The 25,227-nt window shown below is 72.3% G+C and carries 20 protein-coding genes; 15 read left to right on the top strand and 5 right to left on the bottom strand.

The features are described 5' to 3' along the window. Positions 1-19: 19 nt before the first annotated feature. Both ACPPVX_RS02600 and ACPPVX_RS02595 read right to left on the bottom strand, forming a co-directional pair. The gene (locus tag ACPPVX_RS02600) at positions 20-2,218 is read right to left on the bottom strand and encodes an Ig-like domain repeat protein (protein WP_426573325.1); all 2,199 of its coding nucleotides are present in this window, start codon (positions 2,216-2,218) and stop codon (positions 20-22) included. Positions 2,219-2,282: 64 nt separating this feature from the next. Beyond that, positions 2,283-3,314, bottom strand: a complete 1,032-nt coding sequence (locus ACPPVX_RS02595; protein WP_426573324.1) for a chorismate-binding protein — start codon at positions 3,312-3,314, stop codon at positions 2,283-2,285. Positions 3,315-3,395: 81 nt separating this feature from the next. Between ACPPVX_RS02595 and ACPPVX_RS02590 the strand changes: the two genes are divergently transcribed. The 10 genes from ACPPVX_RS02590 (at position 3,396) to ACPPVX_RS02545 (ending at position 14,924) form a co-directional block, all read left to right on the top strand. Then, positions 3,396-4,559 carry an acyl-CoA dehydrogenase family protein gene (locus ACPPVX_RS02590; protein ID WP_426573323.1) on the top strand — a complete coding sequence of 388 codons (1,164 nt, stop codon included), beginning with the start codon at positions 3,396-3,398 and terminating at the stop codon, positions 4,557-4,559. A gap of 71 nt (positions 4,560-4,630) precedes the next feature. Further along, a complete protein-coding gene (locus ACPPVX_RS02585; RefSeq protein WP_426573322.1) occupies positions 4,631-6,124 on the top strand; it encodes an LCP family protein in 1,494 nt (497 codons plus the stop codon). A gap of 93 nt (positions 6,125-6,217) precedes the next feature. After that, on the top strand, positions 6,218-7,504 hold the full coding sequence (locus tag ACPPVX_RS02580) for a UDP-glucose dehydrogenase family protein (RefSeq protein WP_426573321.1): 1,287 nt from the start codon (positions 6,218-6,220) through the stop codon (positions 7,502-7,504). A gap of 1 nt (position 7,505) precedes the next feature. Continuing rightward, positions 7,506-8,447, top strand: coding sequence for a UDP-glucuronic acid decarboxylase family protein (locus tag ACPPVX_RS02575; RefSeq protein ID WP_426573320.1), 942 nt, complete (start codon positions 7,506-7,508; stop codon positions 8,445-8,447). Between the two features lie 94 nt (positions 8,448-8,541). Further along, entirely contained in the window at positions 8,542-9,654 is a 1,113-nt protein-coding gene (locus tag ACPPVX_RS02570; RefSeq protein ID WP_426573319.1) for a glycosyltransferase family 4 protein, read from the top strand. Then, positions 9,651-10,823: a glycosyltransferase family 4 protein gene (locus tag ACPPVX_RS02565; protein WP_426573318.1), complete on the top strand. Its 1,173-nt coding sequence runs from the start codon at positions 9,651-9,653 to the stop codon at positions 10,821-10,823. Before ACPPVX_RS02570 ends, ACPPVX_RS02565 begins: the two co-directional genes overlap by 4 nt. Then, complete coding sequence (locus ACPPVX_RS02560; protein WP_426573317.1) at positions 10,820-12,064, top strand: glycosyltransferase family 4 protein; 1,245 nt, start codon at positions 10,820-10,822, stop codon at positions 12,062-12,064. The genes ACPPVX_RS02565 and ACPPVX_RS02560 overlap by 4 nt, the downstream gene beginning before the upstream one ends. Positions 12,065-12,108: 44 nt before the next feature. Continuing rightward, positions 12,109-12,942 carry a hypothetical protein gene (locus ACPPVX_RS02555; protein ID WP_426573316.1) on the top strand — a complete coding sequence of 278 codons (834 nt, stop codon included), beginning with the start codon at positions 12,109-12,111 and terminating at the stop codon, positions 12,940-12,942. Next, the gene (locus ACPPVX_RS02550) at positions 12,939-13,961 is read left to right on the top strand and encodes a sugar phosphate nucleotidyltransferase (protein ID WP_426573315.1); all 1,023 of its coding nucleotides are present in this window, start codon (positions 12,939-12,941) and stop codon (positions 13,959-13,961) included. The genes ACPPVX_RS02555 and ACPPVX_RS02550 overlap by 4 nt, the downstream gene beginning before the upstream one ends. Positions 13,962-13,979: 18 nt before the next feature. Beyond that, the gene (locus ACPPVX_RS02545) at positions 13,980-14,924 is read left to right on the top strand and encodes an NAD-dependent epimerase/dehydratase family protein (protein ID WP_426573314.1); all 945 of its coding nucleotides are present in this window, start codon (positions 13,980-13,982) and stop codon (positions 14,922-14,924) included. An 8-nt stretch (positions 14,925-14,932) separates the two neighbouring features. Here ACPPVX_RS02545 and cofE read toward each other — a convergent pair whose 3' ends face one another. Further along, entirely contained in the window at positions 14,933-15,649 is a 717-nt protein-coding gene (cofE, locus tag ACPPVX_RS02540) for a coenzyme F420-0:L-glutamate ligase (RefSeq protein WP_426573313.1), read from the bottom strand. Further along, positions 15,646-16,602 carry a 2-phospho-L-lactate transferase gene (cofD, locus tag ACPPVX_RS02535; RefSeq protein ID WP_426573312.1) on the bottom strand — a complete coding sequence of 319 codons (957 nt, stop codon included), beginning with the start codon at positions 16,600-16,602 and terminating at the stop codon, positions 15,646-15,648. Before cofD ends, cofE begins: the two co-directional genes overlap by 4 nt. 53 nt (positions 16,603-16,655) lie before the next feature. Between cofD and ACPPVX_RS02530 the strand changes: the two genes are divergently transcribed. The 3 genes from ACPPVX_RS02530 to ACPPVX_RS02520 are packed head-to-tail and all read left to right on the top strand — an operon-like array spanning position 16,656 to position 20,036. Further along, complete coding sequence (locus tag ACPPVX_RS02530; protein WP_426573311.1) at positions 16,656-17,402, top strand: enoyl-CoA hydratase/isomerase family protein; 747 nt, start codon at positions 16,656-16,658, stop codon at positions 17,400-17,402. Positions 17,403-17,457: 55 nt separating this feature from the next. Then, positions 17,458-18,426: an ATP-binding cassette domain-containing protein gene (locus ACPPVX_RS02525; protein ID WP_426573310.1), complete on the top strand. Its 969-nt coding sequence runs from the start codon at positions 17,458-17,460 to the stop codon at positions 18,424-18,426. Continuing rightward, positions 18,423-20,036 (top strand): hypothetical protein, encoded by a 1,614-nt coding sequence (locus ACPPVX_RS02520; RefSeq protein ID WP_426573309.1) that lies wholly within the window; start codon positions 18,423-18,425, stop codon positions 20,034-20,036. Before ACPPVX_RS02525 ends, ACPPVX_RS02520 begins: the two co-directional genes overlap by 4 nt. A gap of 54 nt (positions 20,037-20,090) precedes the next feature. On the opposite strand, the gene gmd is transcribed toward ACPPVX_RS02520, so the two are convergent. Beyond that, entirely contained in the window at positions 20,091-21,080 is a 990-nt protein-coding gene (gene gmd / locus ACPPVX_RS02515) for a GDP-mannose 4,6-dehydratase (protein ID WP_426573308.1), read from the bottom strand. Between the two features lie 82 nt (positions 21,081-21,162). On the opposite strand from gmd, the gene ACPPVX_RS02510 reads away from it, so the two are divergent. Next, the gene (locus tag ACPPVX_RS02510; protein WP_426573307.1) at positions 21,163-21,675 is read left to right on the top strand and encodes a helix-turn-helix domain-containing protein; all 513 of its coding nucleotides are present in this window, start codon (positions 21,163-21,165) and stop codon (positions 21,673-21,675) included. 57 nt (positions 21,676-21,732) lie between these two features. Further along, the gene (locus ACPPVX_RS02505) at positions 21,733-25,200 is read left to right on the top strand and encodes an error-prone DNA polymerase (protein WP_426573306.1); all 3,468 of its coding nucleotides are present in this window, start codon (positions 21,733-21,735) and stop codon (positions 25,198-25,200) included. The last annotated feature ends 27 nt before the right edge of the window (positions 25,201-25,227 follow it).

Here is a 25,227-nt window from a genome sequence, read left to right as displayed (position 1 = left end):
AGGGCGACAGTGTGGCCGCTCAGTGATCGGCAGGCGGGAGCAACGTGCGGCGGAAGAACTCGTCGGAGCCGAGCACGCGGGCTTCGACGCCCTCCTCGCGGGCGCCGGCCTGGATCCGGGACGTCCAGTAGGCGAGGCCGCTGGGGTCCGGCGGCCGGTTCAGGTAGGTGGAGTACGCGGCCCCGACCACCTGCTGCACGACGTGGTCGGAGTAGATGAGCGCGTGGGCGATCTGCGTGCGCCCCGCCGTGGTGTTCCCGATCTTGGTGGCCGCATCGAAGTCGGCGCTCGACGCCGAGCCCCGGAACGTGGTGTAGATCACCTTGACCCAGCACATGAACGAGCCGGGGGGAGCGAACGTCGGGTTGATGTCGTCCCGGCACGAGCTCACCCTGGCGGCGGCGGACCACTGCTCGACGAGCAGCTGGCGGACGGTCTTGTGGGCGAGGGCGTCGACGACGGGCTTGGCCTGCGCCACCGTGGCGGTGGGACCGATCAACCCGTTGCGTCGGGCCAGCGCCCGCCGGTACTCGGTGGTGGCGACCATGGTGAGGGCGTACCGGTCCCGGGCCAGGCCGTCCCGGATCCTCCCGGCCCAGTAGGTGCGGCCGCTCGGGTCGGGGAGCCGGCGGAAGAGGCGGAGGTACGCGCTGGAGACGAAGTTCTCCTCGTCGGTGTCCCAGGACACCATCGCTGACGGGAGCGCGGCGGTGGAGCTCTGGTACCCGGCGTCTCCGTTGAAGGTGCCCGCCATCGAGACGGCGCCGCCTTCGAAGGTCGCGGTGAACGTGCTCGCCACCCCGCCCGCGACGGGGATGCTGAAGATCCCGAGCTTGACGGTGCCGGTCGGCTTGGCGCCGGAGGGCGACGTGACGGTGACGCTGAAGGTGAGCGCGCCCGGTCGCCAGGGCTTGGGAGGGCCGGTGATGGTGAGGACCGTGGCCGCATCGGCGACACCCTGGTAGCGGGTGGTCGAGCGGCCGGGCTGGTAGGTGGCGTCGCCGCTGTAGCTCGCCAGCAGCTCCATGCTGCCCGAGGTGGGTGAGATGGTGGCGGTGGCGGACCCGTCGGCGGCGACGGGGGCGGTGCCGAGGGTGGCACCGTTGCTGCTGAACGTCACGGTGCCGGTGGGCACGGCGTCGGTGTCCCACGCGCTGACGTGCGCGGTCACGGTGGCGGGGACGCCGAACGTCATCGCTCCCGGGTCGTCGGTGGTGACGTGGGTGAAGGGCCTCGTCAGATCGATGGGCACGACCCGCACCAGGTTGCTGCGCATGCCGATCGCCCAGAGGCGGTCGGCCGACGGGTCGGCGACGAGCTGGGTGGCACCGAAGTCCCAGGAGCCGGCGGTGGTGGCGGCGAGCACCGTCTGCACGGGGTCGGGCCCGCTGGCTCCGATGCGGCCGAGGCTGGCGCCCGACGTGTACCAGCGGGTGCCGTTCGGACCCGCGGCCACGATCGACGGCGCGCCGGCCGCGAGGGACGCGAGCCCGTAGGTGGTGAGGGTGTCGGTGCTGGAGATGGTCGTCAGGCCGGCGCTGGTGGCGACCCAGACGTCGGTCCCGATGGTCTCGACGTCGTAGGTGGTCCCGGCGGGCACGCCCGTGAGCGGGGTCGAGGTGCCGTCGCTCGTCATGGTGGCGTCGGTGGCGCCGAGCAGCACCACGGCACCGCTGCCGCCCCGGACGACCTCGTCGTGGTTGGCGTCGAGCGGCAGGGCGACGGCGGTCATCGGGGTGGCCGCCGTGCCCCGCTCGAGGTGGTTCCAGCCGCCGGTCGACGCCAGCAGCCACAGGGCGCCGTCGTTGCCGAAGGCCATCGAGACGACCCAGTCGGTGGCCTGGACCAGCGCCTTGGTCGTGACGGTGCCATCCGGCGCGATGGTGCCGAGCGTGCCGTTCATCCCGCCGAACCAGACCGTGCCATCGGGGGCCACCGCCAGGACCCTGGCGTTCAGGGTGCCGCCCAGCTCGAAGGTCTGCGGGGACGATCCGGGGACGATCCGCACGATCTCGGGGCCGCGGGCCAGGTAGATGGCATCGCCGGGCACGGTGACCGCGTCGAGCACGTGGGTTGCGCCCGGCAGGCTGATCTCGCTGATGCCGGCGGCGGCCGCCGGCGCGGCGGCGCGGGCTTGGACGGCGCCGATCAGACCGAGCACGAGCGCGGCGATCGCGGCCGAGCGCAGCAGGGCCCGGGTGCGGGAGGAGTGGGACATGGGGCCGCCTTCGTGAGATGAGCGCCGGGACGTTAGCGATCGGTGCCCGGCCGGACCAGACCGGTCACGGACCGGGAGCGCCGGCGTGGGGCCCGGCGGCCACGCGGAGCAGGTGGCGGGCCTTGAGCTCGGTCTCGGCCCACTCGCCGTCGGGGTCGGAGTCCCACGTGATCCCGCCGCCCGTGCCGAACCGGATCTCGTCGTCGGCGAACCAGAACGTGCGGATGGCGACGTTGAGGGAGCCGCCGCGCCGGTCGGCGTCGACCCAACCGACCGCCCCGCAGTAGATCCCCCGCTCGTTCGGCTCCAGCGCGGCGATGCGGTCGAGCGCCGCGATCTTGGGGGCACCGGTGACCGAGCCCGGCGGGAACGTCGCCGCCAGCGCCTCGGCCCAGCCCTGGCCCGGCCGGAGGCGGCCCTCGACGGTGGACACCAGGTGGGCCAGGCCCGGGTGCTCCTCGACGGCGCACAGCGCCGGCACGTGGATCGACCCCCACTCGCACACCCGCCCGAGGTCATTGCGGACGAGGTCGACGATCATCACGTTCTCGGCGCGGTCCTTGGGCAAGAAGCGGTCGACGGTGGCCGCGGTGCCCTTGATCGGCGACGACCACACCCGATCTCCGTCGCGCTCCAAGAAGCGCTCGGGCGACGCCGACGCGACGTGGATGCCGTGGCTCGGGATGCGGACCACGGCCGAGAACGGCGCCGGGTTGCCCTCGGCCAGCGCGGCCCCGAGCGCGGCCACGTTGGCGCCCGGCGGCAGCGGCGCGGCCAGGACCCGGGTGAGGTTCACCTGGTAGACGTCGCCTCGCCCGATCGAGGCCCGGATCGACTCCACCCCGGCCTTGAACGCCGCCTCGTCGAGGGTGGACCGCCACGCCGCGGGATCGACGCCGACCCACGGCCGCCCTCGATAGGGCCGCGCCGGGCCGACGTGGTCGAAGCGGGCGCAGACGGGCGCGCCGGTGAACGGCAGGACGACCGCCCAGTAGCCGGTGCCGTCGAGCGCCGTGAGGTCCGACGTGACGTCGCGCAGCCCCGTGAGCAGCCGGTCGCCGACCACGGCCAGAGCGGGTGCCGGAGTCCGTGCCACCGCCGGAGCGTAGGTGGCACCCGCCCGGTGGGCGCCCTCCAGATCGCCTCCGCCGACGGCCCACCCCTACGCTCACCCGCGATGGACTTCGACTTCACCGACGAGCAAGAGCAGTTCCGCAAGGTCGTCCGGGACTTCGCCGAGACCGAGATCGCCCCCCACGCCGAAGCGTGGGACCGGGACCACGAGTTCCCCACCGACGTCGTGCTCGGCATGGGCGAGCTGGGGCTGTTCGGGCTGCCGTTCCCCGAGGAGTACGGGGGCTCGGGCTCCGACTTCAGCACGCTCTGCATCGCGATCGAGGAGCTCGCCCGGGTCGACCAGTCCATGGCGATCACGCTCGAGGCCGGCGTCGGCCTCGGCGCCAACCCGATCTACGCGTTCGGCAACGAGGAGCAGCGCCAGCGCTGGCTCCCCGACCTGTGCGCCGGCCGGGCCCTCGGCGGCTTCGGCCTCACCGAGCCCGAGGCCGGCAGCGACGCCGGCGGCACCCGCACCCGCGCCGTGCTCGACGAGGCGACGAACGAGTGGGTGATCAACGGCGAGAAGGCCTTCATCACCAACTCCGGCACCGACATCACGTCGATCGTCACCATCACCGCCCGCACCGATGCCCCCGGCAGCGCCGGCAAGCCCGAGATCAGCACGATCATCGTCCCGTCGGGCACCCCCGGCTTCGAGGTGCAGCCGGCGTACCGGAAGATGGGCTGGCACGCGTCCGACACGCACGGGCTCACCTTCACCGACTGCCGCGTCCCCGCCGAGAACCTCCTGGGGGAGCGCGGGCGGGGCTTCGCCAACTTCCTGGCGATCCTCGACGACGGCCGCATCGCCATCGCCGCCATGGCCGTGGGCGTGATCCAGGCCTGCCTCGAGCAGAGCGTGCAGTACGCCAAGGACCGCAACGCGTTCGGCAAGCCCATCGGCGCGAACCAGGGCGTGGCGTTCAAGTGCGCCGACCTGGCCGTGATGGCCGACCAGGCCCGCACGATGGTCTACCGGGCGGCCTGGCTGAAGGACCAGGGCCGGCCGTTCAAGCAGCAGGCGGCCATGGCCAAGCTGTACGCCACCGAATCGGCGGTCACCGCCACCCGGGAGGCCACCCAGATCTTCGGCGGCTACGGCTTCATCGACGAGACCCCGGTGGCCCGCCAGTACCGCGACGCCAAGATCCTCGAGATCGGCGAAGGCACCTCGGAGGTGCAGCGGATGATCATCGCCCGCGGCCTCGGCCTCCCGCTCTGACCTGGTCTGCACCAAACGTTCACAGCCTCTGACCTGGGGCGAACCAAGGGCCGCTGGTAGGTTGCGCAGCCATGTCCAAGCGCACCCGCCCCCGTCGTCCCCACCGGACGTGGCCCCAGCGGACGCTCATCATCTTCAACGTCATCTGCATCTCGGCCGCCTTGTTCGGGGCCGGGTCCCTGGCCTACGCCAAGCGCAAGGTGAACCAGATCGAACGGGTCGAACTGGCTGGTCCTGGCTTCGTGAGCGGCGATGACGTGGGCTCCGACGAGCCTCGCAACTTCCTCATCGTCGGCGCCGACTCCGACGACGGCCTCAAGGCCGGCGATGCCGCCACGGCCGGGCGCGAGAAGGTCACGGGCATCCGCTCCGACACGATCATGGTGGTCCGGATCGACCCCAAGACGAACCAGGCCAAGGTCCTGTCCTTCCCCCGAGACCTCTGGGTCGACATCCCGGGCAACTCCAAGAGCCGCATCAACGCCTCGCTCCAGTTCGGCGGCGCCGACCTGTTGATCGCCACCATCAAGGCCAACTTCGGCATCGACATCAACCACTACGTGCAGGTCGACTTCGCGGGGTTCCAGAGCCTGGTCAAGCTGCTCGGCGGCGTGCCCGTGTACTTCGCCACGCCGGTCAAGGACCAGGGCGGCCTCAACGTCCAGAACGCCGGCTGCACCACCCTCGACGAGAACGGCGCCCTCCAGTACGTGCGGGCCCGCCACCTCCGCTACCAGAACGCCGCCGGCAAGTGGGTCAGCGACCCCACGTCAGACCTGGGCCGCATCAGCCGTCAGCAGGACTTCATCAAGCGGGTGCTCAAGGGCGCCATCAAGAAGGGCGCCCGCAACCCCACGGCCCTGGCCAGCCTCGTCAACGTCGCCGTCGAGAACATCAAGCTCGACCAGGCCACCACCGCCGGAGACCTCATCTCGCTGGGCCGGGCCTTCAAGAACTTCGACCCCAACTCCCTGCAGACCTTCAGCCTGCCGGTGGTCGGGGTGGTGAAGGGCGGGGCGCAGGTCCTCGAGCTCCAGGCCGGGGCGGCCGAGCCCACGCTGGCCCTGTTCCGGGGCACCGGAACCACCGCCACCGAGGACGGCATCTCGCCCGCCACGGTCTCCGTCCAGGTGATCAACGGCAGCGGGACGCTCAACCAGGCCGCCTCTGCCTCCGACCTGCTCGCCACCGTCGGCTTCAAGATGGGGGCGCCCGGCTCGTCGGCCGGCGTCTTGCGCACCGAGGTGCGCTACACCCCTGGACAGGAAGCCCAGGCGGCCCTCGTCGCCCGGCACCTCATGGCCGACCCGGTCCTCGTCCCCGACATGGACGTGAGCGAGATCACGGTGGTCACCGGCCCCGACTTCGCCACGGTCCTGCTCGACCCCCGTCCGGCGTCCGACTTCCCGGCGCCCACCACCACGACCACCACCACGGCCCCCAGCGCCACCACGGTGCCCGGCTCGTCGTCCACCGGCGCCACCACGCCGCCGGCCACGACCACCACCACCGAGGTCACCGGTTTCGTGCCCGATGCCGCTCCTGCAGGCGTCAGCTGCGGCTAGTCCTCCTGGTTGAAGCCCCAGAGCAGGAGGCGAACTACGGTTGAGCGGCTTACGGGCGCGCGATGCGCACTGACGGAACCGGGGAACGCACCTGTGGGAAGCAAGATCGCCATCATCGGCACGGGCTACGTGGGGCTCACCACGGGAGCGTGCCTCTCCCATCTGGGTCACACGGTCGTCTGCGCCGACGTCGTCCCCGAGAAGGTCGAGTCGCTGAGCCGAGGTGAGGTCCCGATCCTCGAGGCCGGGCTCGACGACCTGGTCCACGACGGCATCGCCAAGGGCCTGCTCTCGTTCGTGCTGGGCGCCGAGCACGCGGTCGGCGACGCCGAGTTCATCTTCTTGTGCCTGCCCACGCCGCAGGGCGCCGACGGTGCCGCTGACCTCTCGTTCATCAAGGCGGCGGCCACCGACATCGGCCCCCACCTGCAGCCCAACTCCGTGGTTATCAACAAGAGCACCGTGCCGGTGGGCTCGGCCGGCGAGGTCGAGAAGAAGCTCGGCCGCGACGACGTCTTCGTGGTGTCCAACCCGGAGTTCCTGCGCGAGGGCACGGCGGTCACCGACTTCTTGAACCCCGACCGGGTGGTGATCGGCTCCACCGACGAGGCCGCGGCCAAGCGGGTCGCCCAGCTCTACGTGGAGCTTCCGGGCGAGACCCTCATCACCGACCCTGCCTCCGCCGAGACCATCAAGTACGCGTCGAACGCGTTCCTCGCCACCAAGATCAGCTTCGTCAACGCCATGGCGGCGGTGTGCGAAGAGGTCGGCGCCGACGTCAGCGACGTCGTAAAGGGCATGGGCCTCGACCAGCGCATCGGCAACCGCTTCTTGATCCCCGGGCCCGGGTGGGGCGGCAGCTGCTTCCCCAAGGACAGCCACGCTCTCGTCCGCATCGCCGAGAACTCCGGCTACCAGTTCGGCCTGCTGCGCCAGGTGATCGCGGTCAACGAGGAGCAGTTCGGCCGGGTGGCCAACAAGATCACCCGCTTCGCCGGCGGCACGCTCGAGGGCAAGACCATCGCGGTGTGGGGGCTCACCTTCAAGGCCGCCACCGACGACCTCCGGGACTCGCCGGCGCTCAACATCATCAACCGCCTGCTCGAGGTGGGCGCCTCCATCCACGCCTACGACCCGGCCGTGCCCGACAACAGCGATGCCCGCCTGACCGGCATCGACGTCTTCACCGACCCCTACGAGGCGGTCGCCGGCGCCGATGTGCTGGCCGTGCTCACCGAGTGGCCCGAGTTCAAGGAGCTCAGCTTCGAGCGCGTCGCCGAGGTGATCGGCACCAAGGCGGTGGTCGACGCGCGCAACCTGCTCGACCGAGACGGCATCAAGGACCTCGGGTTCGAGTACGACGGCATCGGCCGGAGCTGACGTGGCCCGCATCGTGGTCACCGGCGGAGCCGGGTTCCTGGGATCGCACCTGTGCCACCGCCTGCTCGACCGGGGCGACGAGGTGGTGTGCCTCGACAACCTGATCACCGGCTCGATCACCAACATCGAAGACCTGTTCGGCCAGCCGGGGTTCTCGTTCGTCGAGCTCGACGTGTCCACGTTCATCCACGTTCCCGGCGACGTCGACGCGGTGCTGCACTTCGCCAGCCCGGCGTCGCCCATCGACTTCGAGCGCATCCCGATCCAGATCCTCAAGGTCGGCAGCCTCGGCACCCACAACGCCCTCGGCCTGGCCAAGGCCAAGGACGCCAAGTTCTTCCTGGCGTCCACCAGCGAGGTCTACGGCGATCCGCTCGTCCACCCGCAGCCCGAGACCTACTGGGGCAACGTCAACCCGATCGGCCCGCGCGGCGTCTACGACGAGGCCAAGCGGTTCGCCGAGGCCATGACGATGGCGTACCACCGCCACCACGGCCTCGACGTCCGCATCGTGCGGATCTTCAACACCTACGGCACCTCGATGCGCCCCGACGACGGCCGCTCGATGTCGAACTTCATCGTGCAGGCCATCAAGGGCCAGGACATCACGGTGTACGGCGACGGCAGCCAGACCCGCAGCTTCTGCTACGTCGACGACGAGGTCCGCGGCTTCCTGGCCCTCCTCGACTCCGAGGTGGTGGGCCCGGTCAACATCGGCAACCCCAACGAGTACACGATCCTGCAGCTGGCCGAGACGGTCATCGATGTCACGGGATCGAGCTCGAAGATCACGTTCGAGCCGCTGCCGGTCGACGACCCGACGCAGCGCAAGCCCGACATCACCCTCGCCAGCACCAAGCTGGGCTGGGCGCCCGAGATCGACCTGCGCACGGGCATCGAGCGCACCACCGAGTACTTCCGCTCGGTGCTCGCCGCCGGCTGATCAGCGCTCCTGCAGCTGGCGCGGCGGCCCGGGTGTCGAGGCCGTCATCGGCGGTGGCTGCCGATCCTGCTCGTCACCGGCCAGAATCGACGCTGTGGATCGCACGCGGCGGGTGGCCGTCACCGTGGAGCAGTGCTGGCACCGGGTGCCCGGTGGGACCGCCACGTCCACGCTCGGCACGCTGCGGGCGCTCGCCCAGCGCGACGACCTGAGCCTCGTCGGCGTGGCCGCCCGCCACGCCGAGCCCCCGCCGGCTGCGTTCGCGCCGCCCATCGCCGTCGAGCACCTCCCGCTGCCCCGGGTGGCGCTGTACGAGTCGTGGCACGCCCTGCGCGCCCCGTCGATCGAGCGCGCCACGGGGCCCGTCGACGTCGTGCACGGCACGGCCATCGCCGTGCCGCCCACCAAGGCGCCGCTGGTCATGACCATCCACGACCTGGCCTTCCTCGCCGACCCCACGCAGGCCACCCGGCACGGCAACCGCTTCTTCCGGCGCGGCACCGAGCTGGCCAAGCGCCACGCCCAGCTGGTCCTCGTGCCGTCGGAGGCCACGGCCGCGGAGTGCCGAGCCGCCGGCTTCGCACCCGAGCGGATCCGCCTGGTGCCGTGGGGCGTCGACCCGGTGCAGGTGGCCGAGGAGCAGGTCGCCGCCGTCCGCGCGCAGCACGGCCTCGAGCGCCCCTACGTGCTGTTCGTCGGCACGGTCGAGCCGCGCAAGAACCTGGCCGGCGTGGTCGGCGCCATGGCCCTGCTCGCCGGACGAGACCTCGACCTCGTGCTCGTAGGGCCCGACGGCTGGAACGAGGACCTCGGCGCCAAGATCGCCGCCCTCGAGGGCACGGGCATCGGCGTCCACCGGCTCGGCTTCCTGCCGCCCGATCAGCTCCCCGCCGTCTACGCGGGGGCCGCGGCGTTCTGCTACCCGAGCCTGCGCGAGGGGTTCGGCATGCCGGTGCTCGAGGCCATGTCCTGCGGTGCTCCGGTGGTCACCTCGCTCGGCACCGCCACCGCCGAGGTGGCCGGCGACGACGGGCTCCTCGTCGACCCGAACGACCACGAGGCCATCGCCAAGGCCCTGGCCCGCCTGCTCGACGACCCCACCCTCGCCGACGACCTCCGGGCCCGGGGCGCCGCTCGCGCCGCCACGTACACGTGGGCGCGCACGGCCGAGCTCACCGCGGCGGCCTACGCCGAGGTGGCGCCGTGACCGCGAACGAACCGCTGCGCGTCGGCGTCAACCTGCTGTGGCTCGTTCCGGGTGTGGTGGGCGGGAGCGAGGAGTACACCACGCGCCTCCTGCGGGGCCTCGCCCACGATCTGCCCCCCGACCTGCACCTCACCTTGTTCGCCCTCGGCCCGTTCGCCGAGGCCCACCCCGACCTGGTGGCGGCCTATCCCACGGTCACCACGCGCATCGACGGGCACCGCAAGCCGGAGCGGGTGGCCGCCGAGGCCACGTGGCTGGCCCGGGAGGCGGGCCGCCGCAACATCGAGCTGCTCCACCACGCCGGCGGGGTGATCCCGCCCGGGCCCGCCATCGCCCGGACGCCCGCCGCGGTGACCATCCACGACATCCAGCCGCTGCTCATGCCCGAGAACTTCTCGGCGGTGAAGCGCCGGTGGCTGACCGCGATGATCCCTCGTGCCGCGCGCAAGGCCGCCATGGTGTTCACCCCGAGCGATCCCACGTCGCAGTCGGTGGTCGAGCACCTCGGCGTGCCGCCGTCGCGCGTCACCACGGTGCCCCACGGCATCGAGCCGCCGATCCCGGTGTCGGCCGACGACGTGGCCGCGGTGCGCGAGCGGTACCACCTCGACGGCCAGATCATCCTCTACCCGGCGATCACGTATCCCCACAAGGACCACGTCACCCTCGTGCGGGCCTTCGCCCGCCTGGCCCCTTCGCGGCCCGACCTCACGCTGGTGCTGGCCGGGGCGGCCGGTCCCAGCGAGGCCGACGTGGTGGCCGCCATCCGCTCCTCGGGCGTCGGCGACCAGGTCCGCCGGACCGGCCGGATCCCCTGGGACGACCTGACCGCGCTGTACGGCGCCGCCACCGTGGTCGCCGTGCCGAGTCGGTTCGAGGGCTTCGGCGCGCCGGCGCTCGAAGCCATGGCCGCCGGCGTCCCCGTGGTCGTGGCCGATGCCACCGCGCTGCCCTGGGTGGTCGGCAGCGCCGGGCTCAAGGTCCGGCCGGGCGACATCGGTCAGCTGGCCGGCGCCCTGGCGCGCGTGCTCGACGAACCGGCGGTGCACGCCACGCTGGCGGCGGCGGGGCGGGTGCGGGCGGCGCACTTCAGCTGGGACGTCGCCGCCCAGGACCTGGCCGCGGGGTACCGGGCGGCCGCCGCGATGGGGGAGACTCGGCCCCGATGAACCTCCTCGTCCTGTGCCCGCACTTCGCCCCCGACGTGGCGCCCACCGGCGAGGTGATGACCCAGATCGCCTCGGAGCTGGTCGCCCGGGGCCACCGCCTGCACATCGTCACCTCGCTGCCCTGGTACCAGGAGCACGCCCTCGAGCCAGGGTGGGAGGGCCGGGCGGTCCGCCACGAGGACACGCCCTGGGGCCGCATCACCCGGGTGCACCCGTTCCCCACCGACAAGCGCAACATCCCGGCACGGGCGATGGCGTTCGCCGGCTTCACGGCCCTGAGCGGCCTCGCCGCCCTGGTCAGCCGATCCAAGCCCGACGCGGTGCTCGCCATGTCGCCGCCGCTCACGCTGGGCGCCGCCGGCTGGGCGGTCGCCCGCGCCCACCGCGTGCCGTTCGTGTTCAACATCCAGGACGTGTTCCCCGACGTCGCGGTCGAGCTGGGCGCCATCACCGATCCCCGCGTCATCAAGGTGGCCAGCTGGCTCGAGCGGGAGACCTACCTGCGTGCCGATGCCGTCACCGTCTTGTCCGACGACCTCAAGGCCAACGTGGCGGCCAAGATCGCCGGTCGCCGGGGCGCCGCCGGCAGCCCCGCCAAGGTCCGGGTCATCCCCAACTTCATCGACACCGACTTCATCCGGCCGAGCGAGCGCGAGAACTCCTACCGGCGCGAGTACGGCCTCGGGGGCAAGACCGTGGTGATGTACGCCGGCAACGTCGGCTGGTCCCAGTCGCTCGACCTGGTCCTCGCGGCCGCCACCCACCTGGCCCACGAGCCCGACGTGGTGTTCGTCATCAACGGCGGCGGCGTCGCCCGCCAAGGGCTCCAGGAGCAGGCCGCGGGCCTGCCGAACGTGCGGTTCGTCGACATGCAGCCCAAGGCCCGCCTGCCCGAGGTGGCGGCCGCCGCCGACATCCACGTGGTGCCGCTGCGCACCGGGCTGGCCCGCTCGAGCGTGCCGTCGAAGCTCTACACGATCCTGGCGGCGGGCCGGCCCGTCGTGGCCTCGGTCGACCCCGGCACCGAGGTGGCCCGCACGGTGGTCGAGGCCGGGGCCGGCGTCGCGGTCCCGCCCGACGACGCCGAATCGTTCACCAAGGCCATCATCTCCCTGGTCGAGGCACCCGACGAGGCCGCCGTGATGGGTCGGGCCGGGCGCCGCTTCGTCGAGCGCTGGGCGTCGCCTGCTGCCGTCGCCGAGGCCTACGACGACCTGTTCGGGGAACTGATCGCCCGCTGACCCGAATCCTGGTGGAGGGTCCTCGCCCACTAGCGTGCCCTCTCATGGCATCGTCCTCATCGGCCAAGAAAGTCGCCCGCGTCGCCGCCAAGAGCGGGTCAGGCAACCCCGCCGGCGGCAGCACCGGAAAGGGTCGGAACTGGCTGTTCGGCCTCGGCATCGTGGCGATCGTCGCCCTGGGGATCGGGGTCGTCCTGGTCGCCCGCAGCCAGAACGGCGGCTACGGCAAGAACACCACCCCGCCCAAGGCCAACCTGGGCAACGGCCAGCCCTTCGACCACTGGCACGCCGCCTTCGCCATCGATGTGTGCGGCACCGAGCTCGCCCCGCTGCAAGACGGCCCCACCGACACCCTGGGCATCCACACCCACGGCGACGGCATCGTCCACATCCACCCGTTCACGCGCACTGCGGCCGGCAAGCGCGCCACGATGCAGAAGTTCTTCAACCAGACGAGCCTCACCGTCACCGATACCGGGTTCAAGCTGCCCAAGGGCATGACCCTGAAGGACGGCTCCACCACGGTCGAAGAGGGCGTCACCACCTGCGGCGGCAAGCCCGGCGAGCTGGTGATGGCCCACTGGAAGGACGCCAAGAACGCGGCCGGTGCCAAGCCCGACAAGATCTTCACCAAGGACTTCGGCAACGTTCCGTTCACCGAGAACCTCGGCGCCTACACCCTTGCCTACGTCCCCAAGGGCAGCACCGACATCAAGCCCCCGTCGTCGGCAGCCAACATCGAGTCACTCGGCTCCGCCGACACCGGTGCCGCGGCCGGCTCGAGCGGCACCACCGCCACCACGGCGCCCGCCGGATCCACGGCCACCACCGCGCCCGCCGACTCCACGGCCACCACGGCTGCCGGTACCGGCGGGTGAAGGCCGTCGTCTTGGTCGGGGGCTTCGGCACCCGGCTTCGCCCCCTCACGTTCACCACGCCCAAGCAGATGCTGCCGATCCTGCACAAGCCCATGATCGAGCACGTCCTCGAGCACCTGGGCGAGCACGGCATCACCGAGGCCGTGCTGTCGATGGGCTACAAGCCCGATGCGTTCGTCGATGCCTATCCCGAGGGCAGCTGCGCCGGGATCGCGCTCCACTACGCCATCGAGCCCGAGCCGCTCGACACCGCCGGCGCCATCCGCTTCGCGGCGCTCCACGCCGGCATCGATGAGCGGTTCGTCGTGGTCAACGGCGATGTGCTCACCGACCTCGACATCGGGGCGCTCGTCGAGTTCCACGACGCGCACGGCGGCGAAGGCACCATCGCCCTCCACCAGGTCGAGGATCCGTCGGCGTTCGGCGTCGTGCCCACCGAGCCCGACGGCCGGGTGATCGCGTTCGTCGAGAAGCCGGCCCGTGAGGACGCGCCCACCGACCTGATCAACGCCGGCACCTACGTGCTCGAGGCTTCCGTCCTGGGGCGCATCGCCGAGGGCCGCAAGGTGTCCATCGAGCGCGAGGTGTTCCCGGCGATGGTCGCCGACGGAGCCCTCTACGCCATGTCCGGCGACACCTACTGGATCGACACCGGCACCCCGTCGAAGTACCTGCAGAGCCAGCTCGACCTGCTCGACGGCCTGCGCTGCGAGCCGGTCGAGGGCATCCACCCGGCGGCATCGGTGGCCCCCGACGCCAAGGTGCTCCGCTCGGTCGTGGGCGTCGGCGCGGTCGTGGAGTCCGGCGCCGAGGTGCTCGACGCCGTGCTGCTGCCCGGGGCCCACGTGGGTGCCGGCGCGGTGGTCGAGCGGGCGGTGGTCGGCCGGGGCGCCTCGGTCGGAGCCGACGCCCGCATCGACGATCTCGCCGTGCTGGGCGACCGAGCCGTGGTCGGCGCAGGCCTGCGGGTCTCCGGCGGGACCGTCGGCGTCGACGAACATCTCGAAACCGGATCCTGAGGCGAGGAAGTCAGACCCATGCGTGCACTCGTGACCGGCGGGGCCGGTTTCATCGGATCGACCCTGGTCGACCGGCTGCTGGCCGAGGGCCACGAGGTCGATGTCGTCGACGATCTGTCGAGCGGCTCGATGGCCAACCTGGCCGATGCCCGGGGCAACGGGGAGCACAAGTTCCAGTTCCACCGCATCGACATCCGTGACGCCTCGCTCGTCGACGTGATCGAGCGCCGCAAGCCCGAGGTCGTGTTCCACCTCGCCGCCCAGATCGACGTCCGCGTCTCGGTCACCGACCCGGTGCACGACGCCATGATCAACGTGATCGGCAGCCTCAACGTGCTCGAGGGGGCCCGCAAGGCCGGCACCCGCAAGGTGGTGTTCGCCTCCAGCGGGGGCACCATCTACGGCGTCGTCGCCGACGAGGACCTCCCGGCCAACGAGTCGCTCCCGCAACGGCCGGTGTCGCCCTACGGCATATCCAAGAAGGTGGTGGGCGACTACCTCTACGCCTATCGCGAGCTCCACCAGCTCGAGTTCACGGCCCTGGCCCTGGCCAACGTCTACGGCCCCCGCCAGGACCCCCACGGCGAGGCCGGTGTGGTGGCGATCTTCGCCGGGCGCCTGCTGGCCGATGAGCCGTGCACCATCTTCGGCGACGGTTCGCAGACCCGCGACTACGTGTTCGTCGACGACGTGGTCGACGCCTTCGTCCGGGCCGCCGACAAGGGCAACGGGCTCATCATCAACATCGGCACCAGCGTCGAGACCTCGGTCACCGACCTGTACGCCACCATGGCCCGGGTCGCCCAGGTGGACCGGGCGGCCACCCTGGCCCCGGCCCGTCCGGGCGAGCTGGCCCGCTCGTCGCTCGATCCGTCCCGCGCCGAGATGCAGCTGGGCTGGAAGCCCTGGACCGACCTCGCGGCCGGCAGCGCAGCGGTGCTGGAGTTCTTCCGCAACCGCTGACCGGCGCGCTAGCGGAAGAGGTCCTCGGCGGGGTCTCGGACGATCTCGTCGTGCACGCTGCCGGTGCGCAGCCAGGTGCGGTCGACCCCTCGGATGATGGCGACCGGGAGCCCCGTGCTCTTGCCGAGCACCAGGTCGGCCGTGCCCGCCAGCTCGTCGACGACGGCCACCTCGGTGACCTGGAGCTCGCGGCCCTGCGTGTCGGTGGTGCCGCGGTGGTCGACGATGGCCCCGATGCCCGCACAGCCGATGGCGACGTCGGTGAGGCCCTTGCGCCACGTGCGCCCGAACGTGTCGCTGACGATCACGGCCACCTCCACGCCGGCGCGGGCCCTGATGCCGTCGCGGATGCGGCGGGCCGAGCGGTCGCTGTCCTCGGGCAGGAGGGCCGCGAACCCCAGCTCGACGTTGCTGAGGTCGATCCCGGCGTTGGCGCACACGAAGCCGTGCTTGGTCTCGGAGATCACCAGGTCGCCCCGGCGGCGCAGCACGCGGACGGTCTCCTCCTCGACGAGCGCCTTGTGGCTGAGCGGATCGTCGGGGTCGACGGCCACGAGCTGGCCCTCGGCCTTGGACACGATCTTCTGGGTCACGACGACCACATCGCCGTCCTGGAGCCCGCCGTGGTGGTCGGCGACCGCCGCGGCGATGATGCCGGCCAGGTCGTCGCGGGGGTGGATCTCGCCGATGCCCGTGACGCCGAAGACCCGCAGCTCGCTGCTCATGCGCCGGCGCTGCTCAGGACGGTGCGGGCCAGGGCCGCGGCGATCTCGGGGGTGCGCATGACGCTCTCGGCCACCACCGGCCGGATGCCCAGCGCCTCGACCTGCCCGGCCAGGGCGGCATCGGCCTCGTCGATGACGAGCGTGGCGGCGAGCGGGGCGTAGAGCCGGGCGACCCCGAGCACGGTGGCCTCGTGGCCGAGCTCGCTGAGGAGGCGGTCGGCGGGGCCCTTGAGGGCCGCGCCGGCGACGATGGGGGAGATGGCCACGGTGTCGGCCCGGCGGGAGATCAGGGCCTGGCGGATCCCGGGGACGGCGAGGACCGGGTCGATCGACACGATCGGGTTGGACGGGGCGATGACCACGGTGTCGGCATCGATGAGCGCCTCGATCACCTCCGGGCCCGGAGCGCTGGCCTCAGCGCCGTCGAAGCGGACCGACGCCACGGGCACGCCGTGCTGGCGCTGCACGAAGTACTCCTGGAAGCTCACCTCGAGACCGGCGTCGTCGCCGTCGCCGGCCAGGGTGACCATCGTGCGGAGGCGGTCGTCGGTGACGGGCAGGAGCCGCAGCCCCAGGTGCCACGCATCGGTGATCTCGGCGGTGACCTCGGTGAGCGTGGCCCCTTCGGCCAGGCGCTGCGTGCGGTACAGGTGGGTGCCCAGGTCCCGGTCGCCGAGCCCGAACCACGACACGCCGCCGTAGCGCTCGACCGTGGCCATCGCCTGCCAGCTCTCGTCGCGCAGGCCCCAGCCGGTCTCGGGGTTGATCTCGCCGGCGAGCGTGTAGGTGATGGTGTCGAGGTCGGGGCTGATGCGCAGCCCGTGGAGCTCCAGGTCGTCTCCCACGTTCACGATGGCGGTCACCGTGGCGGGATCGGTGACCTGGAGGATCCCCGACAGCATCCGAGCGGCGCCCACGCCACCAGCGAGGACCGTGATCAACGTGTCAGCCATGGCGGTGGACCCTACCGGGGCCGCCCGCCGTCCGATTCGGGCAGGATCTCCGGATGACCGACCCGTCCCCGCCGCACTTCACCACCCTCGCGGTGTCGCTCCGCGGCGGCCTCGGCCGGCTCACGCTCGATCAGCCCGACCGCCTCAACCCGCTCGGCTCGGTCGCCCTGCAGGAGCTGGTCGACGCCGCCGCGTGGTTCGATGCCTCGCCGGCCTCCGTGGTGGTCGTGACCGGTGCCGGGCGGGCGTTCTCGGCCGGGTTCGACCGGGACGAGCTGGCGGCGCCGTCACCGCAGTCGCGGCACACCCCCGAGCTGGGCGCGGCGATGTCCGCCGCGATCGGCTCGATGGGTGCCGTCACGCTCGCGGCCGTCCAGGGCCCGTGCGTGGGCGGCGCGTTCGTCCTGGTGATGAGCTGCGACCTGCGGCTGGCTGCCGACGACGCCTGGTTCTCCCTGCCCGAGGCCGAGCTGGGGATCCCGCTGGCCTGGAGCGGCGTGCCCCTGCTCGTGCGCTCGATCGGCCCGGCCCGCACGACCGAGCTGGTGCTCTCGTGCCGCCGGGTCGCCGCCGACGAAGCGGCCGCGTGGGGCCTCGTCAACCGGGTGGTGCCGCGCCACGACCTCGCAGCGGCGACCGAGGAGCTGGTGGGAACGCTGCTCGAACGCCGCCCCGACGTGATCGCCACCACCAAGCGCCAGGTCCGCGAGGCGGCCGAGGCGCTGGTGCCCTCCGACGGTCGGTGGGCGGGCACGGAGCACCTGCAGGCGGCGCTCCGGGCGCGCTCCGCCGAGGGGTGATGGCCGACGGACGCCGTGGTCAGGGCCTAGGTTCGCTTCCGACGAGGAGGTGACCATGGTCAAGGCGGTGCAGACCCAGGGCCTGTCGAAGCACTACGGCCACACGAAGGCGCTCGACGGCCTCGACCTCGAGATCGAGCCCGGCGAGGTGTTCGGCTACCTCGGTCCCAACGGGGCCGGGAAGTCGACCACCCTCTCGCTGCTGTTGGGGACGATCCGGCCCACGGCAGGCTCGGCGCAGGTCTTCGGCCACGACGTCTGGCGCGACGCCACCGAGCTCCACGGCCGCATGGCCTACGTGCCCAGCGTCGCCAGCCTCTGGCCGTCGCTCACCGGAGCGGAGACCCTGCGGTTCCTCGGGTCCATCCACGGCTCGGTCGACGAGGCCTACCGAGACGAGCTGATCGACCGGTTCGAGCTGATCGTCGACAAGAAGGTGCGGGCCTACAGCCACGGCAACCACCAGAAGGTGGTCCTGATCGCGGCCTTCGCCTGCCGCGCCGACCTGCTCCTGCTCGACGAGCCCACCACCGGCCTCGACCCGCTCATGGAGCAGGTGTTCCGGCAGTGCGTGCGAGAGGCGCGCCAGCGGGGCCAGACGGTCCTGCTGTCGTCGCACATCCTCAGCGAGGTCGAGGCGGTGTGCGATCGGGTCGCCATGCTGCGAGGCGGACGGATCATCGAGACCGGCCAGCTCGAGGTGCTCCGCGGCCTGGCGGCGATGCACGTCCGAGCCGTGGTCAGCGGACCGCCACCGTCGGCCGCATCGCTGGAGGCGCTCGATGGGGTGACCGCCGTCGATGTCGACGGGCAGAGCATCGAGTGCCAGGTGGTCGGGTCGATGGAGCCGCTGCTCGGCCTGCTCGTCCCGGCCGGGGTGCAGCACCTGACCACCCGTGAGCCGTCGCTCGAGGAGCTGTTCATGTCGCACTACGGCGGGGCTGCGAGTGCCGCCGGTGCCGACGGTCAGGCCGACCCGGCCGTGGTCCGTGCCGCCGGCGATCCCGAGGGCGCTCGGTCGTGACCGTCGGACGCGGCCCGGAGGTGGCGATCACCCGGCGCAGCTTCCGTCAGCTCATCGTGGGTGCCGCCATCTGCGCGGTCGTGTTCGGAGGGACGGCCGCATCGTCGGCGCTGTCGTACGTCGGCTCGTTCCCCACCGAGGCCTCGCGCCAGCAGCTGGTGGCCACCACCAGCTCCGATCAGGGCCTGTCGGTGCTCCTCGGGCCGGTGGCCACCATCGGGACCGTGGGCGGCTACACCGTCTACAAGGGCTTCGCGTTCCTGACCACCATCGGGGCCATCTGGGCCCTGCTCGCCGCCAACCGGCTCCTGCGGGGCGAGGAGGATGCCGGCCGCTGGGAGCTGCTCCTGGCGGGCCGGACCCGACCGGGGCGGGCGACGATGGCCACCGTGGTGGCGCTGCTCGGCGCGGTGGCCGTGGTGTTCGCCGGGGCCACCGTGATCGTGCTGCTGGCCGCCCTCGACCCCGATCTGGGCTTCGGGGTGGGCGAGACCGTGCTCTACGGCCTGAGCCTCGTGGTGCCCGCCGCGGTGTTCGTGGGGGTGGGAGCGGTCACGTCGCAGCTGGGCCGCACCCGGCGCACCGCCAACGGCCTGGGCATGGTGGTCCTGGCCGTCGCCTGGGTGCTGCGCATGGTGGCCGACGCCAGCCCCGACACCCGCTGGCTCCGCTGGGCCACGCCGTTCGGGTGGACCGAGCGCATGGCGCCGTTCACCCAGAACGACCCGTGGCCCCTGCTGCCCGCCACGGCAGCGGTGGTGGTGCTGGTCTCGGTGGCGTTCGTCCTGGTGTCGCGGCGAGACCTGGGCGCCGGCGTCATCTCGTCGGCCGATGTGGCCGCACCCCGGTCGTTCGGGCTGGGCTCCACGTGGGGCCTGGCCGCTCGCCTGGAGGTTCCAATCCTGGCGGCGTGGGGGCTGGGCGTGGTGGCCACCGGGCTGTCGCTCGGGTTCATCGCCAAGATGACCGAGGCGTCCGTGCCGGCGTCGCTGGGCGACACCCTCGACAAGTTCGGGGTGCACGGGAGCTTCGCCGACCAGTACCTGGGGGTGGCGTTCCTCCTGGTGGCCACCGTCGTCGCCCTGATCCCGGCCGGCCAGCTCGGCGCCGCCGCCGACGAGCAGACGTCGGGCCGCCTGGTCCAGGTGCTCGCTGGCCGCCCGCGTCGGCCCACCTGGTTCGCCGAGCGCCTGGCCCTGGCCGCGCTCGGCGTGGTCGCGGCGGGCTTGCTCGCGGGCCTGGCGACGTGGGCCGGCGCCGCCTCGCAGGGCGTCCACCTCGGGCTGGGCGACCTGGTGGTGGCCGGGCTCAACGTGGTGCCGACGGCGCTGCTGGCGCTCGGGCTGGGTGCGGTGGTGCTGGCGCTGGCCCCTCGCGCCGCGTCGACCGCCGTCTACGTGGTGGTGGGCTGGTCGCTCATCGGCGACCTGTTGGCGTCGATGGTCAGCGGCCTCGCCTGGCTCGACCGCTTCACCCTCCTCCACTACCTGGCCCTCGCGCCCGCCGAGGACGTCGATCCCGCCACCCTGGCGGCGGTGACCGCCGTCGCCGTGGCGCTCGGTGCGGTCGCCACCGCCGCCTTCGCCCGCCGCGACCTCCAGACCGCCTGACCGCTCGCCGCCTCGGTCGGTGCGAGGCGGTCAGATCAGGTCCGGTAGGTCAGGTCAGTGCGAGTGGGAGAGGCCGTCGAGGTCGCCGGAGAGGAGGGCGAGGTCGGCGTCGACCATCATGTTGACCAGGTCGGGGAACGGGGTGGTGGGCTCCCAGCCCAGCTGCTGGCGGGCCTTGTCGTGCGTGCCGACGAGCAGATCGACCTCGGCGGGCCGGAAGAACTTCTCGTCGATCTTCACGTACTGCTCCCAGTCGAGGTCGACGCGGCCGAAGGCCAGCTCGCAGAACTCGCGCACGGCGTGGGTCTCGCCGGTGGACACGACGTAGTCGTCGGGGCTGTCCTGCTGGAGCATCAGCCACATGGCCTCGACGTAGTCGCCGGCGAAGCCCCAGTCGCGCTGGGCGTCGAGGTTGCCGAGGCGCAGCTCATCGGCCATGCCGAGCTTGATCTTGGCGACGGTGTTGGAGATCTTGCGAGTCACGAACTCGAGGCCGCGGCGGGGCGACTCGTGGTTGAAGAGGATGCCCGAGCTGGCGTGGAGGTCGTAGCTCTCGCGGTAGTTGATGGTCATCCAGTGGCCGTAGACCTTGGCCACGCCGTACGGCGACCGGGGGTACAGCGGGGTGTCCTCGGCCTGGGGCACGGCCTGGACCTTGCCGAACATCTCGCTGGAGGAGGCCTGGTAGAAGCGGATGGCCGGGTCGACCAGGCGGATGGCGTCGAGGATGCGGGTCACGCCCAGGCCGGTGATCTCACCGGTGAGCACGGGCTGCGTGAAGCTGGTCTGCACGAAGCTCTGGGCGGCGAGGTTGTACACCTCCTCGGGGCGGTGCTCCTGGAGGATGTGGATCATCGAGACCTCGTCGAGCAGGTCGCCGGGGACGAAGGTGACCTTGTCCTGGATGTGGGCGATGCGCTCGAAGTTCACCGTCGAGGACCGTCGGACCATGCCGATCACCTCGTAGCCCTTCGAGAGGAGCAGTTCTGCGAGGTAGGAGCCGTCCTGGCCCGTGATGCCGGTGATGAGCGCGCGCTTGGTCATACGTAGGATCGTGCCCGGTCATCCCGGCTGCGTCTGTCAACTGGGTTGGCAGGATCCGACGTCGTCGAAGGACCGTCCCTCCATGGACACCTGGGAACCCACGTGGCCGGGCCGCCCGCCCGGCGCCGGCTCGCTGGGGCAGCGCCTCGCCGCGCTGCGGATCGATCGCGGGTGGACCCAGCAGCAGCTCGCCGACCGCCTCGGCATCTCACGGGTGGCCGTGTCGCACCTCGAGACCGACCTCAACACCCCGAGCGAGCGCACCGTCGCCCTGCTCGCGGGCCTGTTCCGCCTCGAGCCCCACGACCTGGTGGAGGGCACGTCGTACCCCGTCGCCAAGAGCGATCGGCTGCCGGCGGTCGTCGCCCGCTGGACCGAGGTGGAGCACCAGCTGGCCCTGCTCGCCCGAGACCTCTGGTGGCTCGACGGGTCCGACGGATCGGTGGCGCCGGCACCCGCCGCGGTGGTCGATCAGGTGCTGGGGGAGTGGGAGACGGTGCTGGCCAAGCTGGCCGACACCGTCCGCGACGGCGCCGAGGCCGGCTCCGTCGCCGCCGCCCGAGCCATCGTCACCCACCGCCGCCACGCCCGCTGACCCCGGTTTCGCGCGGGTCGAGTTGATCGAACACATGTTCGGCGCGAAGGTGGCGGGGTGGCCTTCAACAACCCCTCCATGCCGTGGTCGGAGCTCGAGCGGCGGCTGACGGGCAAGGACGGCCGGGACCTCCCTCCGCCGGAGTGGGCGAACGGCGGCGACAGCCCGGCGTGGTCGCGCAAGCGGGCGCCCTACCAGCCACCGCCCGACATCGCCTGGGGCGGCGGCCACGGCTCGGTGCCGTACGCCGAGCTGCACTGCCACACCAACTTCAGCTTCCTCGACGGCGCCTCGCACCCCGAGGAGCTGGCGGAGGAGGCAGCCCGGCTGGGGCTGGAGGCGCTGGCGGTCACCGACCACGACGGCTTCTACGGCGTGGTCCGCTTCGCCGAGGCGGCCCGGGCGGTGGGGCTGCCCACGGTGTTCGGCACCGAGCTCACGCTCGACGGACCGGTCCAGCCCCCACTCGGCGAGGCCGATCCGCCCGGCGAGCACCTGGTGGTGCTGGCCCGCAACCCCCAGGGCTACGCCCGCCTGGCCCGGGCCGCCACCACCGCCCAGCTGGCAGGCCAGAAGGGCGCCCCCCGCATCGGCCTGGAGCAGCTGGCCGAGCTGGCGGGCGGCCAGTGGGCGGTGCTGTCTGGTTGCCGCAAGGGCCCCCTGGCCGTGGCGCTCGAGCGAGACGGTCCCGCCGCCGCGGGGCGGGCGCTCGACCGCATGGTGGGGCTGTTCGGCGCCGAGCACGTCCACGTGGAGCTGTGGGACCACGGCGATCCGCTCGACACCGTCCGCAACGATGCGCTGGCCCAGCTGGCCCTGCGGCGAGGCGTGCCCCTGGTGGCCACCAACAACGTCCACTACGCGGTGCCGGCCAAGCGCCGCCTGGCCACCGCCCTGGCCGCGGTGCGCGCCCGCCGCAGCCTGGTCGACATCGACGGCTGGCTGCCCGGGGGAGCCGGGGCCCACCTGCGCTCGGGCCTCGAGCAGGCTCGCCGCTTCGCCCGCTACCCCGGGGTGGTGGCGGCCGCGGCCGAGCTGGGCCGCAGCTGCGCGTTCGACCTCCGCCTGGTGGCGCCCGACCTGCCGCCGTACCCCTGCCCCGACGGGCTCGACGAGATGGCCCTCCTCCGCCGCCTGGTGGAGGAGGGCGCCTCCCGCCGAGACCGCTACGGCCCCCGCCCCACCACCACATCCACCGCCCCCCTCCCACGAACTTCCTGTGATCACCCAGGGGTTCCACCGGGCGATCACAGAATGTTGGGCTCCGGGCCGAGGGCGGGGTCGGGGGCGGGGTCGACGGCGACGTTGAGCGAGCGGGCGTGGCGGCAGATCGACCACGAGCTGGCGGTGATCGAGGCCCTGGGGTTCCCCGGCTACTTCCTCATCGTGTGGGACATCGTCGAGTTCTGCCGCCGGGAGGACATCTACTGCCAGGGGCGGGGCTCGGCGGCCAACAGCGCCGCGTGCTGGGCGCTGGGCATCACCAAGGCCGATGCGGTCCGCCTCGGCCTGCTGTTCGAGCGGTTCCTGTCACCCGAGCGCGACGGCCCGCCCGACATCGACCTCGACATCGAGAGCGGGCGCCGGGAAGAGGTGATCCAGTACGTGTACCAGCGCTACGGCCGGCACTACGCGGCGCAGGTGGCCAACGTCATCACGTACCGCTCCCGGTCCGCGGTCCGGGACATGGCCAAGGCGCTGGGGGCCGACCCGGGCCAGCAGGACGCCTGGTCCAAGCAGCTCGACCCGTGGAAGGGCGTCAAGGGGACCGCCGAGCTGCCCGACCAGGAGATCCCGCCGGAGGTGCTGGAGCTGGCCGCCGAGGTGGAGCACTTCCCCCGGCACCTCGGCATCCACTCCGGCGGCATGGTCCTGTGCGACCGGCCGGTCATCGAGGTGTGCCCGGTCGAGTGGGCCCGCATGGAGGACCGCAGCGTGCTCCAGTGGGACAAGGACGACTGCGCCGCGGTGGGCCTGGTGAAGTTCGACCTGCTCGGCCTGGGCATGCTCACCGCGCTGCACCACATGGTCGACCTCACCCGGATCCACGCCGACCCCACCATCGACCTGGCCACCATCCCGCAGGAGGATGCCGTCTACGACATGCTCTGCAAGGCCGACTCCATCGGTGTGTTCCAGGTGGAGTCGCGGGCACAGATGGCCACCCTGCCCCGCCTCAGGCCCCGCACCTTCTACGACCTCGTGGTGGAGGTGGCGCTCATCCGACCCGGACCCATCCAGGGCGGATCGGTCCACCCCTACATCCGCCGCCGCAACGGCAAGGAGGCCGTCACCTACCTGCACCCGCTGCTCGAGCCGGCGCTGAAGAAGACGCTGGGCATCCCGCTGTTCCAGGAGCAGCTCATGCAGATGGCCATCGACGTGGCCGGGTTCTCGCCGGGCGAGGCCGACCAGCTCCGCCAGGCCATGGGCTCCAAGCGGTCCGTCGAGCGCATGGAGCGGCTGAGCCACCGGCTCTACGAGGGCATGGCCGAACGGGGGATCACCGGGGCGGTGGCCGACGAGATCTACGCCAAGCTGGCGGCGTTCGCGAACTTCGGGTTCCCCGAGAGCCACTCGGTGAGCTTCGCCTACCTGGTCTACGCGTCGGCCTGGTTCAAGCTGCACCACCCGGCCGCGTTCTGCGCGGGTCTGCTCAACGCCCAGCCGATGGGCTTCTACTCGCCGCACACGCTGGTGGAGGACGCCCGCCGCCACGGGGTCGAGGTGCGCACGCCGTGCATCGCGGCGTCGGCGGCCGACGCCACCCTGGAGCCGTGCGAGCCCTCGGTGAGCGCCGGTGGGGTGGCGCTGCGGCTGGGCATCTCGTCGGTGCGGGGGATCGGCGACGACCTGGGCGAGCAGATCGCCGCGGGCCGGCCCTACGCCGACATGGAGGCCGTGGCCCGCCGCAACGACCTGTCGCTGCCGCAGCTCGAGGCGCTGGCCACCGCCGGTGCGTTCGCGGCGTTCGATGCCGACCCGGAGGCGGCCCGGGGCCCGGGATCGGGGCGGCGCACCGCCATCTGGGAGGCGGGCGCGGTGGCGCAGGGGTCGGCCGACCAGCTGGCGGGGATCGTCACCGGCACCGCGGTCCCGGCGCTGCCGGGCATGGACGCGCGGGAGACCGCCGTGGCCGACCTGTGGGCCACCGGCATGGCGCCCGACGGCCACCCCACGCGCTTCTTGCGCCAGGAGCTGGAGCGGCTCGGCGTGGTCCCGGCCGACCAGCTGGCCGGCCGGCCCGACGGCAGCCGGGTGCTGGTGGGCGGCGTGGTCACCCACCGCCAGCGGCCGGCCACCGCCGCGGGCACCACGTTCCTCAACCTCGAGGACGAGACCGGGCTGGTCAACGTCATCGTGTCGAAGGGGTGCTGGGTCCACCACCGCCGCCTGGTGCAGACGGCGCCGGCCCTGCTCATCCGGGGGCGGTTGGAGACGGCCGAGGGCGTCACCAACGTGATCGCCGAGACCCTGTCGCTGCTCCCGCTCACCGTCACCATCCCGTCGCGCGACTTCCGCTGACGGCCGCGGCGGCGGATGGGTCAGGCG

The sequence above is a fragment of the Aquihabitans sp. McL0605 genome (assembly GCF_049993875.1).
Lineage (GTDB): Bacteria > Actinomycetota > Acidimicrobiia > Acidimicrobiales > Iamiaceae > Aquihabitans.
The sequence above is the reverse complement of the archived record's forward strand: the minus strand, read 5'-3'. Positions and strand labels throughout refer to the sequence as shown.

Excerpts from the sequence above, each read along its gene's own strand:
- gmd (WP_426573308.1), bottom strand. The coding sequence starts at position 21,080 with ATGACCAAGCGCGCGCTCATCACCGGCATCACGGGCCAGGACGGCTCC.
- cofD (WP_426573312.1), bottom strand. The coding sequence starts at position 16,602 with ATGGCTGACACGTTGATCACGGTCCTCGCTGGTGGCGTGGGCGCCGCT.
- ACPPVX_RS02600 (WP_426573325.1), bottom strand. The coding sequence starts at position 2,218 with ATGTCCCACTCCTCCCGCACCCGGGCCCTGCTGCGCTCGGCCGCGATC.
- cofE (WP_426573313.1), bottom strand. The coding sequence starts at position 15,649 with ATGAGCAGCGAGCTGCGGGTCTTCGGCGTCACGGGCATCGGCGAGATC.
- ACPPVX_RS02585 (WP_426573322.1), top strand. The coding sequence starts at position 4,631 with ATGTCCAAGCGCACCCGCCCCCGTCGTCCCCACCGGACGTGGCCCCAG.
- ACPPVX_RS02530 (WP_426573311.1), top strand. The coding sequence starts at position 16,656 with ATGACCGACCCGTCCCCGCCGCACTTCACCACCCTCGCGGTGTCGCTC.
- ACPPVX_RS02555 (WP_426573316.1), top strand. The coding sequence starts at position 12,109 with ATGGCATCGTCCTCATCGGCCAAGAAAGTCGCCCGCGTCGCCGCCAAG.
- ACPPVX_RS02560 (WP_426573317.1), top strand. The coding sequence starts at position 10,820 with ATGAACCTCCTCGTCCTGTGCCCGCACTTCGCCCCCGACGTGGCGCCC.
- ACPPVX_RS02590 (WP_426573323.1), top strand. The coding sequence starts at position 3,396 with ATGGACTTCGACTTCACCGACGAGCAAGAGCAGTTCCGCAAGGTCGTC.
- ACPPVX_RS02545 (WP_426573314.1), top strand. The coding sequence starts at position 13,980 with ATGCGTGCACTCGTGACCGGCGGGGCCGGTTTCATCGGATCGACCCTG.
- ACPPVX_RS02525 (WP_426573310.1), top strand. The coding sequence starts at position 17,458 with ATGGTCAAGGCGGTGCAGACCCAGGGCCTGTCGAAGCACTACGGCCAC.
- ACPPVX_RS02510 (WP_426573307.1), top strand. The coding sequence starts at position 21,163 with ATGGACACCTGGGAACCCACGTGGCCGGGCCGCCCGCCCGGCGCCGGC.